At 45.6% G+C, this 17,969-nt stretch carries 17 protein-coding genes; 3 read left to right on the forward strand and 14 right to left on the reverse strand.

The window, feature by feature from the left end:
• Positions 1-182: 182 nt before the first annotated feature.
• The 8 genes from HP548_RS24405 to HP548_RS24440 form a co-directional block, all read right to left on the reverse strand.
• A complete protein-coding gene (locus HP548_RS24405; RefSeq protein WP_175383116.1) occupies positions 183-1,043 on the reverse strand; it encodes a PHP domain-containing protein in 861 nt (286 codons plus the stop codon).
• Positions 1,044-1,106: 63 nt separating this feature from the next.
• Entirely contained in the window at positions 1,107-2,024 is a 918-nt protein-coding gene (locus HP548_RS24410; protein ID WP_076288223.1) for a selenium metabolism-associated LysR family transcriptional regulator, read from the reverse strand.
• Between the two features lie 131 nt (positions 2,025-2,155).
• Entirely contained in the window at positions 2,156-2,593 is a 438-nt protein-coding gene (locus HP548_RS24415; RefSeq protein WP_063565592.1) for a hypothetical protein, read from the reverse strand.
• A 216-nt stretch (positions 2,594-2,809) separates the two neighbouring features.
• Entirely contained in the window at positions 2,810-3,073 is a 264-nt protein-coding gene (locus HP548_RS24420; protein ID WP_063565591.1) for a YlbG family protein, read from the reverse strand.
• Between the two features lie 81 nt (positions 3,074-3,154).
• On the reverse strand, positions 3,155-3,592 hold the full coding sequence (locus tag HP548_RS24425; protein WP_076288222.1) for a YlbF family regulator: 438 nt from the start codon (positions 3,590-3,592) through the stop codon (positions 3,155-3,157).
• 141 nt (positions 3,593-3,733) lie between these two features.
• Positions 3,734-5,533, reverse strand: coding sequence for a helicase-associated domain-containing protein (locus HP548_RS24430; protein ID WP_175383117.1), 1,800 nt, complete (start codon positions 5,531-5,533; stop codon positions 3,734-3,736).
• Positions 5,534-5,693: 160 nt separating this feature from the next.
• Complete coding sequence (locus HP548_RS24435) at positions 5,694-7,370, reverse strand: DNA repair helicase XPB (RefSeq protein WP_099858256.1); 1,677 nt, start codon at positions 7,368-7,370, stop codon at positions 5,694-5,696.
• A 199-nt stretch (positions 7,371-7,569) separates the two neighbouring features.
• Positions 7,570-8,739: a M20 family metallopeptidase gene (locus HP548_RS24440; protein ID WP_076288219.1), complete on the reverse strand. Its 1,170-nt coding sequence runs from the start codon at positions 8,737-8,739 to the stop codon at positions 7,570-7,572.
• A gap of 212 nt (positions 8,740-8,951) precedes the next feature.
• On the opposite strand from HP548_RS24440, the gene HP548_RS24445 reads away from it, so the two are divergent.
• Together HP548_RS24445 and ftsW are read left to right on the forward strand one after the other, a co-directional pair.
• A complete protein-coding gene (locus HP548_RS24445) occupies positions 8,952-9,299 on the forward strand; it encodes a YugN family protein (RefSeq protein WP_053784292.1) in 348 nt (115 codons plus the stop codon).
• A 13-nt stretch (positions 9,300-9,312) separates the two neighbouring features.
• Positions 9,313-10,599, forward strand: a complete 1,287-nt coding sequence (gene ftsW, locus HP548_RS24450) for a putative lipid II flippase FtsW (RefSeq protein ID WP_175383118.1) — start codon at positions 9,313-9,315, stop codon at positions 10,597-10,599.
• Positions 10,600-10,757: 158 nt separating this feature from the next.
• Here ftsW and HP548_RS24455 read toward each other — a convergent pair whose 3' ends face one another.
• A complete protein-coding gene (locus tag HP548_RS24455; RefSeq protein WP_024631137.1) occupies positions 10,758-11,120 on the reverse strand; it encodes an Asp23/Gls24 family envelope stress response protein in 363 nt (120 codons plus the stop codon).
• Positions 11,121-11,303: 183 nt separating this feature from the next.
• Here HP548_RS24455 and cax point away from each other — a divergent pair, with 183 nt between their 5' ends.
• The gene (cax, locus tag HP548_RS24460; RefSeq protein WP_099858258.1) at positions 11,304-12,374 is read left to right on the forward strand and encodes a calcium/proton exchanger; all 1,071 of its coding nucleotides are present in this window, start codon (positions 11,304-11,306) and stop codon (positions 12,372-12,374) included.
• 194 nt (positions 12,375-12,568) lie between these two features.
• Here the strand turns inward: cax and HP548_RS24465 are convergent, their stop codons facing one another.
• The 5 genes from HP548_RS24465 to HP548_RS24485 form a co-directional block, all read right to left on the reverse strand.
• The gene (locus HP548_RS24465) at positions 12,569-12,862 is read right to left on the reverse strand and encodes a YlaN family protein (protein ID WP_024631139.1); all 294 of its coding nucleotides are present in this window, start codon (positions 12,860-12,862) and stop codon (positions 12,569-12,571) included.
• A gap of 225 nt (positions 12,863-13,087) precedes the next feature.
• A complete protein-coding gene (locus tag HP548_RS24470) occupies positions 13,088-13,333 on the reverse strand; it encodes an HPr family phosphocarrier protein (RefSeq protein WP_024631140.1) in 246 nt (81 codons plus the stop codon).
• Between the two features lie 96 nt (positions 13,334-13,429).
• Complete coding sequence (locus tag HP548_RS24475) at positions 13,430-14,545, reverse strand: aminopeptidase (RefSeq protein WP_175383119.1); 1,116 nt, start codon at positions 14,543-14,545, stop codon at positions 13,430-13,432.
• A 110-nt stretch (positions 14,546-14,655) separates the two neighbouring features.
• Complete coding sequence (locus tag HP548_RS24480) at positions 14,656-15,522, reverse strand: hypothetical protein (RefSeq protein WP_175383120.1); 867 nt, start codon at positions 15,520-15,522, stop codon at positions 14,656-14,658.
• Positions 15,523-15,654: 132 nt separating this feature from the next.
• On the reverse strand, positions 15,655-17,634 hold the full coding sequence (locus HP548_RS24485; protein ID WP_076288215.1) for a sensor domain-containing diguanylate cyclase: 1,980 nt from the start codon (positions 17,632-17,634) through the stop codon (positions 15,655-15,657).
• Between the last annotated feature and the right edge of the window lie 335 nt (positions 17,635-17,969).

The raw sequence follows: 17,969 nt of genomic DNA on the forward strand, positions 1-17,969 counted from the left end.
ATGGGTGAATTATTCCATCACCTAGCCTAATTATATGCAATCAAAAAGGACATAAAGACATGGCTAGCGACTAACACTCACCCCATCTCTATGTCCTTCTTTATTTCATATTCAATTTTAGCACGATGACAACCGATCTCTTCTCCCCCAGTCTCATGCAACAAATGAAGAGAGTTTCCGAATCAAGACTTCCCGGCTGCAGCCCGGAGTTTATCGAGTACATCAATGGTTACCGTTTTGCTACCTAGATCCCCGTGGAATACTACCCCTTGTCTTACACCATGGTAATCTGAACCACCTGTTTGAATGAGCCCAAATTCCCGTGCCAACTCCGCATATCTGAGCTCCTCTTCTGGTCCATGATCCGAATGAACCACTTCAATACCGTCAGGTTGGGCGTCCACCAGAATACGACGAACCAATTCATCGTCTGCGTATAAACCAGGATGAGCAATAACAGCAGCACCACCTGCATCTTTAATCCACTGACATGCATCTTCCGGTGCAACTCGGGGAACCGACACATAGCCAGGTTGACCTTCAGCCAGATAACGATTGAACGCATCCCTCATATCAGCTGCATAACCTTTTCGTACCAACACATCGGCCATATGAGGTCTACCGATGCTTTCATCTGGTTCCAGTGGTCGGCCAAGGCCATCAATGACCTCCTGCCAACTGATTTCAAGTCCAATCTCCTGCAGTTTGGCGATGATCAGATGATTGCGTTCTTCCCTCGCTTCTCGAAGCCCGCGCAGTCGTTCCAGAAATTTCTCATCTTCTGTATTCACATAATATCCCAGCACATGAATATCCTTGCCACCTGCTCGGGTACTGATCTCTACCCCTGCCACAACGTCAATTCCATACTCACGGCCAGCCCGCTGTGCCTCGGCTACCCCCGCTACAGTATCGTGATCCGTCAGCGCAACCGCAGACAGTCCTCTTTGTTTGGCTAGCTTTACATTCTCGGCAGGTGGCTGCATTCCGTCCGACGCTTGGCTATGCGTATGAAGATCACAACGTCCGTTAGATTGATGCATGAATAACAGCTCCTTCTTATATCAAATGATTAGCTGAACTAATTTTCACATTATATAATCCTCTTATTCCGCTCGTCCTTCTGATGTTGTCTGCTCATGCTGACGTAAATAATTCAGGAAAGCTACTGCCGATAAGGGAAGTAATGAAGATTTCAGATGTATAGCATAGAATTGTCGTTTGAACTCAAGCCCACGAATATCCACGATATGAACCAGTCCAAGAGCTAGTTCATGCTGAACCGACGACGGGGATAACATCGTGATACCCACACCCGCTTCCACGGCGGATTTCACAGCACCTGTACTGCCAAGTTCCATCACCACATTCATGTCCTGCGGATCTATATTTCTCTTCTGCAACTGATCTTCCATCACCTGACGGGTGCCTGAGCCTTTCTCCCGCAGTACAAATGCGTAGCTCAGCACATCTTCCAGCTCTACTTCACCACGATCAGCCAGTGCATGTCCTGCCGGGACAACCAGCTTCAATTCATCCTGCATGACCGGCTCTACAATCATATCCGGGTGGTGAACTGGCGCTTCAATCAGTCCAAAGTTAAGCTGATGTTTTAGGATATCGTCCATAATTTGCGTAGTATTCATCACTTTCATAACGATCGAAATATCCGGGTATTGGCGAGCAAAAGGGCCCAGCATTCGTGGCAACACATACTCACCAATCGTCAAACTTGCCCCGAGCTGCAATCTACCTTGGAGCATCTGTGTAAACGCAGACATCGCTTCATCTGTCTGTCTGACCAACTCTACACTGCGTTTGGCGTGAGGCAGTAATGTCCGACCCGCCTCGGATAATTCTATTTTCTTGGTAGAACGATGCAGCAGCTTGGTCCCAAAATAATCCTCAAGCGATTGAATCTGCATTGTCACCGCAGGTTGTGTCATATGTAGTGCTTGCGCAGCCGCTGAAAAACTTCCCTTCTCTGCTACGGTATAAAAAATATGCAATTGATGAAAATTCATATCTTCGCCCCTCTTCTGTACGCTTTCCCCATTGTAGCCGATTTCATGAATTCCAACAAAAAAAGCATGCAGCTTGTCTGCATGCGATGTAACCTGAATCTATCAATTCGAAAATATGGATTATTCCAAACTTACTTATGCTTACGACTGTTCTTGACAAGAGTCATTCGTCTTGAATGTCTTAGCCAAGAATAATACGATTTTAAATCCCGCAGTTCAATTGTCTCGGACATTTTTCCCAGAAACGTAACAACAATCATCTTATGAAGCGGATTGCCAGCGATATCATATTCCCCTTCAAGTTCAGAAAATTCAGCAACCACGACCAGATCTTCGTCAATCAGGTAAACATCCTGCTCATTACGGTAGTATGGTGTAATACGGTCCTGCTTCAGACACTCCCACAACCATGCCGCAATATGGTCATCATCATTACGTGCCGGCTCAATACGGTCTGCATACCGCATCTTGGCATGATTGGTAATGACGATGTCGGCCACTTTTTTGTCTCCAAGAGCCACGAAAAAAGGCTCGTACGTGCTCCAACGTTGCATCACCTTATCACGCATGGGAATCACTCTCCACCAGATAGGACTTTCTATCTATTTGTTTACCCAATATATTACAACATAAGTCCCGCAATCTCAAGGCGTAACTTCAGTATTTTTCACAAAATCCAGTTTATGCATAATTCAATAAAAGAGCGGCCCCGAAGGGCCCCTCTGGTTAATCGTTTGGAAATGTACAGTGGCAACAAGTTCACTGTACATTTCCAAACCATTTTGTTATATACCGTAAAAACTCGTTTTGTCCATCGTTTTGCTAGCATACTCTGTTTTGATCTCATTCCGGTAGGAACGTTCGACCTTGCGCACATAGGAAAGTCTGTTCACATTTTTCATCGTATCTTCAGCCCGCTCTGCATTAACATACATGACAACATAATGCATACGGCGGGAGATGTAATGAACGGTACCATATTTTTCGAGATTACGAGCCGCTTTCAAATCACTGACCCAAATAATGAATCCTGTCCTTTCCGCAAACATCATTTTCCCCGCCTTTCTATAATGGAGACCGGAGCCTCCGAAAGGTCCGGTCTGTCATGAATTTATTTTCTGATCAAACTCTTAGCTACAACCACACTTGCCTCCGCTACCGCAGCCGCCCTTCGGATTCGGATCATTGCTCGGTACTTTAATGGTCGTTGACACGGCGAATGCAATCGTCTCCGACATCTGGAACAACATATCGTCCAATGCCTTCTCCGCCTGTTTGAAGCGGGCTACTGCCTCGAAATGTTCCAATTCAAGCTCTAAAGCCTGAACCTGATCTTTTGCGGCGTGATAGTCCGGGTGAAAATGCCCAAAACGCTGGGTTTCTTCGAATAGTTCCTTTTTGGCGTCCAGCTTGCGTATTCCCGCCTGAATTTCAGGGTTCGTCTCCACTTGCTGCTTCCAATATAAATAATCCGATACTTCGGCTGATTGGTTAATCATGTCGCCCAGTTCATATGCGCCCGTTAACACTTGGGCCATATCGACCGTGTTCATTTCCGCTACGCTCATGAAATTCATCCTATCTATATATAAAGTTCTACTTAACGTAGACTACTTCATCATATCATATCCCCGAAAAGTTAAGAAGAGTTTTTCCTGCAAATAGAAATAAAGGGAACAGGCGATCTGCTTTGGCAAAGTCGATCAAGTTTATGCATGGTTCGGAATAATAAGGCGAATCTGGTTCCATTCGTTAGGCGAAAAAGTACGGCGTTCTGCGGGATCTGTTCCACCATCAGATATGTACCAGCCCGTTAGAGTCCAATCTTCATGACCCTGAATCTGATCGGGGATAACATAAATGATACTGCTGTCCAGCTTCAGACCCAGTTTTGTCTGCCATTCAATGGCTTTTGCAGCAATCTGACGAGCCGTAGACACATGATACCCTCGCCACTCGTTATGCCACATCTCCGGAATCTCTCCGTATCCGGGATAAAGACCCGATTGTTCCGTGATGGAATGATCCTGTTCATACGTGTGAAGTTTGGAGTCGTCTTGAATGAGCCCAACTCTTCCACGAATATAAAAGAGTTCCTTCGGTACCTTAAGTTCGTCTTTGAACTCATCTGCTCCGACAATGGATTCATCTGCAATGACTTCCAACTCTGTGCGGTTCAACTTCTCAAGTAATTCACTTCTCGATTCATATATCCATGTATCCTTTTTCTTGACTTCATCCGTTGCTTCATCCTGATTAACGTTCTGTCCAGCATCCATGTGAAGTCTCTCTGCCTCCTGTCCCCACTGCTGGATTGCTAGCTCCACATGCTCAGGCACTCCCGAGCCAGCATAGCGTTTAAGGAAGTTTATCATTACATCCGCTGTAAGACCGATCTCGGATGCTACAACGATTCGTTCCTTCGTAATCCGATATATGGACATTCGATCACGACTCATAAGTTCTGCACCAATGTCCAGATTCCAGCGGACCTTGGGGGTTACATCTAGCGGGACCATAATTTCAAAGTCAGGCTGCACAAAAATGGTATTCTTTTCGGCATGTTCCGCTTCATCATTCGCCAAGTTCAGTAAGATTTCAGGATCAATCTGCCAGCGAAAAAAAAGCTCTCTTGCTGCTGACTCACCCACCTCCCCATATCCTAAACCTGCCAGAACATTGAGCCACCCCCGGATATGTGTTAAGAAGTTTAATCTTGAAGAACCTCCACTCTCTCTACTTTCAATTACATCTTCCTGCCCATCGTGGTCTAAAGTTCCTGCTGGAATACTCAACCATTCATTTCCCCGTGAAGCAAACATTAGCAATTGCTGACGAAAATGCTGAAGTTTAGGCTCCGCTATACCATATCGGTCCATGCATACGCTATAGATTTCTCGGTGCATTGAAGACCACGGCATCGTTAACCAGTGAGAAAGACGGTCAGGTGACACATTCATCCGATTATGCGTCTGTTCAATCAAACCCAGACTGAGCAGCAAATCAATCACAAGGGCCACATGGACCGGGTACACATCTTCATGATCGTAGCGAATACCTAGTTCGGCAAAGTCTTCAGGGCCCAGAACCGTCATTCGGTTTAATCGCTGCACTATTTTCTTGTGGATCGTTCCCTTACTTGTTAATGGAAGTCCTCCATGGGCTTGACCTTCTCTTACCATCCAAGCCAATACATGCAGAAGCTCTGCAGCAATATCTGGCTTAGCCTCTCGAGCAATCTTCACGTGCTGGACTTCACTAATGGATATGGACTTAGCTTGTGTCATTTCATCCTGTAATACATGCACTTTCTGCTGAACGAACTGTTCGACCCGTGCCGCATAGGCAATAGTTAACAAAGAAAGTAGTGATTCTGGTATGTAATACAGGCGTTCTCCCCAAGACTTGCGCACAGCTTTGATCCAGCCTTTATGCCGAAGCGCTATAAACGCGGTTGCTGCTTCAGCTCTGCTAAGACCATCCATAGCCCACTCTGCTGATGTCAACATGTTGGAAAAGGGTTGTCCGGAAAATTTGCAGAAAATCACACCGAGTACCGTTCTTTCAACGCATGAAAGCTCTTTTAATGATTTTACATCCAGATTACCTTGTGTATGCATTGCTTATCATGCCTTTCCCATTATTTTAAGTAGAGGTGTACACACTTTTTCATTGCAATTCATGAATGATTTTGTACTCATATCCTTGTTCGACCAGGAACATCTGACGACGTAATGCAAACTCCTGTTCCTTACTGTCCTCGGATACCAAGGCATAGAAATAAGCTTTATTTTCTCCAGACTTCGGCCTTAAGATCCGACCCAATCGCTGGGCTTCTTCCTGCCTTGAACCGAAACTTCCGGATATTTCAAGTGCAACAGCAGCATCCGGCAGATCTACGGCAAAATTGGCAACTTTGGATACTACAATTGTTTTGATCTCTCCACGTCGGAACGCTGCAAACCATTTCACTCGTTCTTGTTGGGACATTGTACCCGATATAAGCGGCGCTTCAATTTCCCGGGCAATGCTCTCGAGCTGATCCAAATACTGTCCGATGACAAGCGCTGGCATCCCCTCATGATGGTCCAATATCCGTCTGATCACAGCTAATTTGGCTGGGTTTTCGGCTGCAAGGCGAAATTGATGCTTCACCTCTGCTTCTAAATAGTTTGATCGTAGTTCCGGAGTAAACGGGATGCGTATCTCCTGGCACTGTACATTAGCAATCCAGCCTTGCTGCTCCAATTCTTTCCATGGCATGTCATATAATTTTGGACCAATTAGTGAAAATACATCCTGTTCACAGCCATCCTCACGCACCAATGTTGCTGTCAATCCCAGTCTTCTCGTAGCCTGAATATCTGCAGTAGCCCGAAATACAGGTGCTGGCAGCAGATGGACCTCATCATAGATGATGAGCCCCCACTGACGTTCACTGAGCAATTTGATATGAGTAAAATCAGCATCTTTCGATTTTCGATGTGTAAGAATTTGATAAGTAGCCACAGTCACAGGTTTAACCTGTTTTTTCTGACCAGAATACTCTCCAATCTGTTCACTCGTTATCGTTGTTTTGTCCTGCAATTCCTGAATCCATTGCCGTACGGATGTGGTGTTCGAGGTCAAGATAAGGCATTCACATTGCAAACGTTCCAATACCGCCATCCCAATAACTGTTTTGCCTGCACCGCAAGGGAGAACAAGCAGGCCACTTCCTCCCATGCCTTCGCTACCTTCAAAAGCATCCACAGCATCTCGTTGGTACGGTCGCAACTGGAAGCTGTCCGAACTGTCACTTTGAGTATTCGCTTTCCATTCAAACGGAAGACTTGTTCCTTCTCGATATCCCGCATAATCCAGCACTGGATAACCCAAGCGGGTCAACTCCCGTTTCAGCAATCCGCGTTGCTCACCGCCAAGCAAAAGCTCATGGGGATCGACACGCTCCATCCGAAAAGCCGAGATGGTTTTCATACTGCTTAATTCATCCAGCAATCGTTCGTCTTCGCTCACGAGACGCATTCTCCCATGAACTGCCTCTGGCTTCAATTGAAGCTTCCCATATTGATAGATAATTCTCTGAATATCTTGAATCAGGGCCGCAGGAACATTCCAACGAGACACTGATTCCAGACTTGCTATCACTTGATCAGCACTCCATCCGAGTGCAGCCGCATTCCACAGTGATAATGCAGTAATACGATATGTATGAAAAGCCGCAGGTGTCTTCACCAGTTCCGCATACATCCCTAATTGAGCTCTGGCCTGATCAAATCCGGGATGACCCACTTCAAGCAATACTGTAAAATCACGCTGCACAATACAGGCGCCCGTTTTCTCCATTCCGCTTCCTCCCTAATTTAAAAATGATCTATATGTTTTTCTGAATAACAGGCATCACAAAAAGTCCAGTTTCGGTTTCTTCCGAAATTGAACCTGTATAATACAACAGTTCGACCTTAATTTAAGCTTTATAAAGACCTAACAAAAAAAGCACCCTGCCCATACCTTGGTATGAATAGGATGCCCAACTATAATCAAATCATTCGGCTGTATATCCTTTAGCCATTGCTATAAATAGTTTTACAGCATTTTGCATGGCATCCTCATCAAAGTCAAACTTTGGATGGTGATGCGGATAGATGGCATTCTTCTCCGGGTTGCCTGCTCCGACAAACATAAAGCAGCCAGGAATCTGTTGCAGGTAATAAGCGAAATCTTCAGCTGGCATCAACATCGGTGACTTCTGTACCTGGTCTGCACCAAATACATCTACCGCTTCCTTGAAGAAACGCGCCGTTTCCTGCTCATCATTCACGACTGGAGGATATCCCATAATATAATTCAACTTCGTCTCAGCACCATAGATCTCTCCGGTCTGAGCCACGATCGTATGCACACGTTCCTTCATCATACTGCGTGTCTCTTCATCAAAGGTTCTCACCGTACCCGTCATTTTGCATAACTCGGCGATGATATTCTGTGCTGACCCTGCCTGCATCGTGCCAATTGTCAATACTGCGGGACGCAAAGGATCTACTGAGCGACTGACAACCGTCTGCAATTGCATTACTAGGGCGGAACCTGCCACGAGGCTGTCCACTGTGGATTGCGGCATGCCGCCATGTCCACCTTTTCCTTTGATCTCAATATAAAAGTCATCTGCCGCTGCCATCATCGGCCCCGGAGTACTTGCTGCCACGCCTACAGGAAGCGGGGTCCATAGATGAATACCATAGATGACATCTACCCCTTCCAGTCCTCCGTCTGCAATGACCTTGAGAGCCCCACCTGGAAGCAATTCTTCTGCAGGTTGGAACAAAAAGCGAATCTCACCCTTGATCTCATGTTTATGACGGCTGAAGTACAATGCCGTGCCTAGCAAAATGGATATGTGACCATCATGACCACAGGCATGCATGGCTCCTGCTTGTTGTGATGCATATTCAACGTCCTTCTCGTCCTGGATTGGAAGTGCGTCCATATCTGCACGAAGCATTACGACAGGCCCTGGCTCGTCCCCACGAAGACTACCTATAACCCCGTGTCCGCCAACGTGCCGTTTCACTTCAACGCCAAAGCTCTCCAGCATACCCGCTACAAAAGAGGATGTCTTCTCCTCATGAAAGGAAACCTCAGGATTCCGATGAAGATGACGACGCCATTCTACCATGTGGATTTGCAGGTCATTCCACCATATATTATTTGTCATGTCTCTCCATCCTTTCGCTCTCTATACGGGACTTTCATCAAGCCCGAACCTTCCTCTTGAAACCTATTGCTGTATATTGTAGCAGAATTGGAAGAAAACCGATACGAATGACCGCTTGAAAGCTTGCACGGGAAGGGGAAACATACTATCATAAAATAGAGAAAAGAACGAGATTTATACTCTCGGAAGCTTATGAGGAGGATCAGACGCTTATGATTTTTGAGAATACAGGCTTGGATGGCTTGAAGAGCGACTTGGCATACCTGGATGAGAGCGCCGAGAAAGTCGGATTTGTCCGGTGGCAATGGGAATATTATCGTGCTACATATGACTACAAAATTGAAGATGAACAAACCAAATCGGAATACTTTGTACGTATTAATACCCGTGCGATAGACGGCAAACTCGAAAAACCGGATACGGTTCTCGCAGTTGAAGCTGTTTATCTTGGAAAAGCAACCTTTCCACATGGTCTGGATTATGACTCTACCGTACCGCAGCCAGTCGTGAAGCTGGCGGCCCAAAAATTACAGCAGCTTAAAGAACTGCTGGAAGCTTAGGCTGGGCCGAACCATGAAACAACAAACGGCCCAAACGAAAACGAAGAGAGGCACGCCGGATTTCCAACTGCTAATCCTCACTTTATTGTTGGTGGGCTTCGGACTGGTGATGGTGTTCAGCTCCAGTTCCAGCATTGCAATTGCAAATAAAAGTTTTAACAATGATGCCCTGTTCTTCACGAAAAAACAACTTATGTGGGCGGTTATCGGTTTAGTGGGCATGTTTTTTGCCATGAATATCCGATTTAACAAATACAAAAAACTTTATGCACCATTTTTCTTGTTCACGACGGTATTGCTCCTGATAGTTCTGGTATCAGGAAAGGTGCTGAACGGCGCACGAAGCTGGATTCACATTTTTGGCTTCAGTATTCAACCCGCCGAGTTTGCCAAAATCGCTATTATTCTGTACCTCGCTGCACTGATTACCAAAAAAGGTGAACGGTTCAGGGATCTAAGGACAGGATATATTCCCGTGCTGGTGATTGTCGGGTTCATTGCAGGACTGATTATGCTACAACCGGACTTTGGTACATGCTTCATTCTTGTGGCTACTTGCGGTCTGGTCATCTATGCTGGTGGAGCAAGTATGAAACACATTATGGGTTCCATCCTGCTGGTTGTGCTGGGAGCGGCATTAGCACTTGGAGCGAATGCCCTGTTTTCTTCCATGTCTTCTTCAGATACTGCCAATAGCACTACAGCTACGGAAGCTACACAGAACTACAAAATTGGGCGGATACAAGCGTTCCTTGATCCATTATCCGATACGACAGGTGGAAGCCTTAACCTCTATCGCTCCCTTGTTGCAATTGGAGATGGAGGCATCACCGGCTCCGGGATCGGACAAGGTACGATGAAGCTGCATTATTTGCCAAATGCTTATAATGACTTTATTTTCTCCGTCATTGGGGAAGAGCTTGGCTTTGTTGGAACTGCCCTGTTTCTGTTGGTCTACCTATACTTCATCTGGCGAGGCATTATCGTCTCCCTTCGCTGTCCCGATCCATTTGGGACGCTGGTTGGGATTGGTATTATGGGATTAATTGCAATCCAGGCTTTTATCAACATTGGGGGTGTGACCCAGACCATTCCGGTGACAGGGGTTACCCTTCCGTTCATCAGTTATGGCGGCACCTCACTATTTGTGATGATGGTGGCCATGGGAATTCTGCTTAGCATTTCGCGTACCAATAATTTGGACGTCATCAAGGAAGAGAAAACGAAGTCGGTGACGGTTCAGACATCCCGTACCTCTCCCGCACTTCGTTCACGTGAATCTATTCGTCGAATTCGGTAATGCGAAGCAAACGTGATACGAATGGTATTGAAACAAAATGAATTGGAAACAAAAAAAGACTTGGCATCGAATTCGATGCCGAGTCTTTTTGCTGTTGTCTATCTAGATGAAGAACCAGGTCAACATACCGCTGTTCTTGCATCACGGATTGCTCAAGTTTACAGATCGTCGCCTCTGAAAGATACGCCTTCTACCTTTACATTGACTTCAACAACACGTAACCCGGTCATGGTCTCTACCGCTTCTCTTACATTCTGCTGGAGCATGCGGGAAACTTCATGAATCGGTGTCTCGTACAGGACGATGATGCGCAGATCAATGGCTGCTTCCAGCTGGCCGACTTCCACGCCTACGCCTTTCTGTACGTTTTTACCGCTCAGGCGCTTGGCCCAGCCCTCTGACAATCCTCCAGACATTGCGGCAATTCCGGGTGTCTCCATCGCAGCCATTCCGGCAATTTTCGCCACTACGTCATCGGCAATCCGGATGTTTCCGCCCTCTAGTTGAAGTTGTTCTGCCATGCCACATCCTCCTTCACTTCGTTACTCGTATTTTAAATCCTTTCCACCCCAAAAAGCAAATTAAACTCAAAAAGATGCGTTTACAACCTACCACGATTTGGTTATATTGAAATATGAAAATAATCTCATAAGTGTTTAGTCATATCGTTTAAAACAAAATAATACGTTACCGAGGTGTTTGTTGTGAGAAACCGAATTTCATCCATTTTGCTGATTGCCACCTTTGCACTCAGCGCCGTCGCCCACTACTTGAAATGGGATTCGATTCTGCAATTCGTCATTTCAGCCATTTCGGTTATTTTTGTGGCCGGTTTTTTAGGCAAAGCCACCGAAAATGTAGCCCATTATGCTGGACAGCGGTTAGGCGGTTTTTTGAATGCTACATTCGGCAATGCCGCCGAATTGATCATCGCCATTTTCCTCGTCAAAGAAGGATTGTTCGACATGGTTAAGGCCAGTTTGACAGGCTCCATTATCGGTAACCTGCTGCTGGTGCTAGGTCTAAGTATCTTTGCCGGAGGACTCAAGTTCAAAATTCAGAATTATAACGTATCGCTTGCCGGTTTAAACGGCTCCCTGATGATTGTAGCCATCATTGCCCTGTTTATCCCAGCCGTCTTCCTGAATACCCATTCCATCACACAGAAGGATACGAACACACTCAGTCTCATTGTCGCAGGTTTGCTGATCCTTGCCTACATAGCGTGGTTGGTATTCTCCATGGTTACACACAAGAACTATCTCGCAGATGTCACAGTGGATGAAGATGAAGAATTGCCGCATGAACATGCACCCGAGTGGTCCAAGAAAAAATCAATTCTCTATCTCGTTCTTGCGACCGTCATGGTTGCCTTCGTCAGTGAATGGCTCGTTGGTACCCTTGAGGTGTTTACTGAACAATTCGGACTCAGCGAACTGTTCGTCGGTGCGTTCCTCGTAGCCATTATCGGTAACGCTGCAGAGCATAGTGCAGCCATCATGCTTGCCATGAAAAACAAAATCGGTGCCGCCGTGGAGATCGCAGTTGGCAGCAGTTTGCAAATCGCACTCTTCGTTGCTCCTGTACTTGTTTTTGTCAGTTTCTTCACTGGCAGAACGATGGACATTGTATTTACAACGATTGAGCTGGTCGCCATAGGCGTAGCCGTATTTATCGCCAAGTCCATCACCCAGGACGGTTCAACCAACTGGTACGAAGGTCTGCTCCTAATGGTTGTGTATGTTATTTTGGGTGTATCGTTCTTCTTGGTATAACAGTACTCCGATCATCCTAATTGATAGTCAAAAAAATTAGCGCGTAAAAGGCAGTCTGGAAATCGCATTTCCAGACTGCTTTTTTCTTTTCTGCCTCTGCCTGAACCACATCAGACGAGCTGTTCCGATCCAGGCGCACAAAAAAAGCATGCAAACACCTGCATGCCTTCTATTCTGACCCACGCTATTGCAGGCTATTGCTCATTCTTCTTGTTCAAAGCTTCATATAGAATCGCCAGATTCCGCTCAAGCGCGCTTACCAGCTGCTTACCAGCACCTTCTGGAAGAAGCCCTGCACGAACAGCAAAATCGACTTCCTTGGAGAACCCATACATCTGTGTATCCAATACTTCCTCATAGAGAGGGCAGTAGCGGGTAGCCAGATTCTCCATCTGTACTTCAATAAGCTTCTGTATTTTATCTGCATCTTCTTGAAGAAGACTGATCGCTTTCAAGTGCAACTGGTCCTGCAGATCAGATGAAGTCATGCATTTTTCCCCCCTATGTCCCAAAAATCGCGTAAAGACGTTCTACCTCTAATATTAGACGAAATCAGGAGCTAATACAAGAACCTGACCAAAATAACCATAGATCTTGAAGAGCTTTATTCCTGCCTAATCCCCCTATTTTACGGAGGTCTTGCCTTACACCTGAATTATCTCATGCAAAAAAAGCACCTCTGCCATAATAGGCAGAGATGCTTCTTAGTGCCATTACTCGGATGCGATACTTACGTTCAGTCCATGTTTGGCAAATACTTCTGACATAGCTGCTTTGGCTTCAGCTGCATCCGGGCCATGAACATGCAGTTCATAGCTGTGCGTGCTGATCAGCGTTGTAAACAGTCCGAGAATACTTTTTACATCGATATACTTGTTCTCTGAATGAAGCACGATTGAAGAAGTAAACTTGCTCGCTGTTTGAGCAATTTCCACTACCGCTGCGTTATTACTCGACATAGGAATCCCTCCGTCTTTTCACTTTTGGTATCATCTATTAATTACCACTACATGATACCGTGAATCCGCTTTCCTAGCAACAGCAAAATACTGTTCCTACTTCAGACGATCCGGATTGAGGCATTCCAGCTCAGGAATAACGAAAATCCCGTCTTTACGGATCAATACATCATCAAAATAAATTTCGCCACCACCGTAGTCTGGACGCTGGATCAACACCAGATCCCAGTGAATGGAGGAACGGTTTCCGTTATCTGTTTCTTCATATGCCTGGCCTGGCGTAAAGTGCAAGCTGCCTGCAATTTTTTCATCAAACAGAATGTCCTTCATTGGGTGCAGGATATGTGGATTAAATCCAATTGCGAATTCTCCGATATGACGAGCGCCCTCATCTGAATTCAGAATTTCATTGATGCGGTCTGTATCATTGCTTGTTGCTTCAACAATTTTACCGTCTTTAAACGTGAATTTAATATTTTCAAAAGTAATGCCGTTATACAACGTTGGCGCGTTATAACTAATCGTTCCGTTCACGGAATTACGTACAGGGGCACTGTACACTTCGCCATCCGGAATATTTTTTTGGCCAGAACATTTCTCCGCACCGATATCTTTAATGGAGAAACTCAGGTCTGTTCCCGGTCCAGTGATACGCACTTTGTCCGTACGTTTCATCAGATTAGCCAATGAATCCTGTGCTTTGTCCATTTTAGCGTAATCCAGATTACATACGTCGAAGTAGAAATCTTCAAACGCTTCTGTGCTTGTATTCGCCAGCTGTGCCATACTTGCATTCGGGTAACGAAGCACAACCCATTTTGTATGTTTTACCCGTTGCTCGCTATGTACCGGATGGGAATAAAGTGAATTGTACATTTTCATTTTCTCTTCCGGTACATCGGACAGATCATTCACATTCTCCCCTGCACGGATGCCAATGTAACAATCCATTTGCTTCATCCGGTTCAGATCGATCTCTGCCCAGGTTTTCATCATTTCTTCTGTCGCATTTTTGAGCATGGCACGCTGTACTGTTTTGTCAGTCAGCTGTACAAAGACGTTACCGCCTTTTTTGCCTACTTCTTCAATAATTGCATTAATCAGATCCCGTTCTGTGCCAATCATCTCAACCAGCACATTCTCGCCGGGCTGTACATCTACAGAGTAGCCCACCAGATTGGCTGCGAGCTTCTGAATTCTTGGGTCTTTCATCGTGTAAACTCCTCCTGTCATCCGCCATCCCCTGAATTGAACAACGGTAAATTACGATACTATTGTAGCACGCTGCAACGATCCCGTCAGCAGGCAGCCCCACAACTTATCTATTCATAGGCCCTGAAGTTTACATCTGTGACAAGAGCTTCTTTATTCCTTTTGCTGTTCAGGTCCTTATAGCTCACCTGGCTTTCCGAGGAAAGTCGCAAGGGCAAGCTAGTTTTCCGATCTACGGTTAGATGATACACCGTCTGTACCTCGGCCTGTTTCATCATCTCTTGCATTGATGTTTCCCCTTGCTCCCACACTTTGTTCAAATCCTTCTCCAGTTTCTCCTGACTACCTTCCTTAACCGTAGTAGCCTTGTGCATATACTCCGCCCGAATCGCATTCATCTCGTCGTTAAGCTGCGCGAGTGCCCAAGTTTTGGCGTCTTTTGGCGCGAGTTCAATTCGCAGTATTTTTGTTCGACGGCCTGAACCGTACTCGGACTTTATCGTTTTTTCCATACGATCGATACTTTCCATTTGAGCGATAGGATTAAAACGGGACAACGAACCACGCAGGGGCTCATGTTGGGCAGTTAAAGCCATCCATTGTCCTTGTTTCCGTTCAAATGATGCACTGAATCCGCTCGGTTGCCCGTTATTGTTAACAGAAGCGGCATTTACTCCTTTTACTCCCGCTCCGGCCGCAGTCACAGCTCCAGGCAGCCTCGTTTGCAAGGTCAAACGATCATGATTCTCCAGCTTGCCTTCAAATTTAAACTGATTTTCGAACAGCCCGCTGCTTTCGCGTCGTAATCCCGCTTCCCCGTCAAAACTCAGCTTTTCTTTGCCTGCAATTCCGGATAAAGCCAGTGAAAATAATTCCTCGGGGGTTCGATCTCGCTCTAACAATCCACAACCAGGAGCACACAACACAACAATGCTCAGAATCAACAATAGCCCACGTATATACCGACGGTTCAACATGTTCTATTCCACCTTTCCATCAAACTTTCTCCATAGCCTGCCCCTCCCTTATTTGCTTATACTTCCTTCCTTTGGCATCGCCTCATCAAAAAAATAAAGAGAGGACGACTCCGCAATCGGAATTGTCCTCTCTTAACGTGTAACTTCCTGTTCTTCCATGACGATCCGATTTCGACCACCATGCTTCGCATCATACAAGGCCATATCAGCCCGGTAAAATAACGATTCCACACTAACCTTCTCATCCATCCAGTTCCATTCGGCAATACCGCTGGATACGGTCACGGAAGGCCTTGTCTCCTCAGCGACTCTGGTACGAATGATTTCTGCATATTCCAGTGCCTGACGAGCACCAATCTGAGGCATATAAATAGCCAGTTCTTCTCCACCCCATCTGGCACAGATATCCTCAGGCCGGACGGAACTCGTCACAATGTCACTCACCTGTTTTAATACCTGATCACCTGTTTGGTGCCCAAACGTATCATTCACCTGTTTAAACTGGTCAATATCCACGACAATGAGTGAACCACAGAATTCATGAGCCTGACGTTCATGGATCACACTATCCAGATAATGCCTCACATACAGTCCTGTCAGCATATCCAGGTTAGCCAAACGTCGTACCTCGGCGTGAAGCGTTGCATTGGAGAGAGCAAGTCCAATATGAATGGACAACATCTGCAGCAGACGGTAATTGTCATACGAAAAATACTGCTTTTTTGGATGTCCCAGCAAAATGGCACCCTTCACTTCACCATTCACCCGAAGGGGTGAAGCAATCAATGACATAGAACCAGTAAGATCCATGAAGACCGATGACACTCTATCGTATTTCGCATAATTGGATAGAATGAGCGGTTCTTCGGTTTGATACAGTAACCCTGCGATTCCATAATCCATTGGAAACGATTTGCGACCTAACTCATTCACATTGGAAGACATCACTTCAAAGTGATCCGTACTGTCATTCAGTTGAAGAATACAACATGATTCAGCCTGAAAGATGTCCTTTAACTCCTGCTCGGAGAATTGATAGATCTCCATCAGCTGTAGGCTTTTGTTCAAACGTTGTGTCAGATCGTTGATTAGACGAAGTTCCTGGATCAACATATTCGATTGCTCGTGCAGTTTGGCATTTTCAAAGGCAGTTCCTGCTGTATCCGCCATCATCGTAATGAGTTGGAGATCGGAATCTTCCATTAACTCCTCATTCATCTCAATATGAAATACACCATAGATCCCTTGTTTACCTTTTAGAGGAAGGCCAACCTCCAGAATGCGATGTTCACCTTCATCCGATCGAACAACTATGAGCTTGCCCTCCATGAACGATTGTACACAGATGTCTTCTCCCCGTTCATGTACAAGCAACGGTTTGATACGTGGGTTGAGGCTGCTCTGATCCTGAGACATATACAATGTCATACGAGTTGTTGGATATAAGTAGTCAATGCTGTCGAAGACTTCATCCAATATCGCGTCCACATCCATTTTGTCATGCATCCGTTGAACGATTTGGAAGAGAATCGACCTTCGGTGTTCTTCACGTGCCGTTTGTTCATGAGCATGTAATAGATCCGTCATAAATATGTATTCAAATCTTCGGTAAAAGCAGGTACGATAATGCAATGCCTCCGATCGAACAACGGCTTCAGACGTTTCATCTCGATGTTGCTCGTAGGTTACAGCAGTGAAGACAGCAAACATATCCTTATTTGTCCTGGAGAATAAAGGTTCAGCCATTAGATGGTACTCTCCATTTTCAGTGGTTCCACGTAACGACTGGGCCTGTCCCGTTTCAAGGCATTGCATCACAGTCGAATGTACATCGAGCAATGGAGCCCCTTCATTGCCTTGCCCCATACAGATCCCTTCTGTATTCCATACGTTGTATATTATCGATGATCTGTCTGAGTGCGGCCTCCGTTGGGCGTGCCAGTCGGTGTATGCTTGCTGCAGCAGGGTTCCCAAATATGAAAAATCAAAAGGTGTGATGTCCATTTTTTGCATCCAGAATACATGCGCTTCGTGAGGAGCGGCAGAAGATGCGGAATCGCCCGAACTTCGCGAATCCAAGCTGGCTGGTTTACTTCTTAGATGTTCTAACATGTCAGGCGCTCCTTTGCACCGTTTTTGCATCCACTCGGATGCATTAATCTGCAGACGTTATCGCAAACCTGCAAATCCTATGCGATAACCTTAATGTACAAGATCATTTAAAGTTAAGATACAATCTATTTTACTCTCTTTAAAGCATTTTTGCATCCATATTTCAGAAAATTGTCCCATTATTTTGGGCCTAAGGACCTATCGACAAATTTAGACGTTTTTTTGCTTTTATCACACGCTTGACTTTGGTTCTAGTAAACTGTAAAATAAATTGTTGATGAAGACTACTAATGGGTCTTTAAATTTGGGCATTACCGGTTGTGTCACCCTCATTC

Origin of the sequence: Paenibacillus taichungensis (genome assembly GCF_013359905.1) — a bacterium.
GTDB classification, from domain to species: domain Bacteria; phylum Bacillota; class Bacilli; order Paenibacillales; family Paenibacillaceae; genus Paenibacillus; species Paenibacillus taichungensis.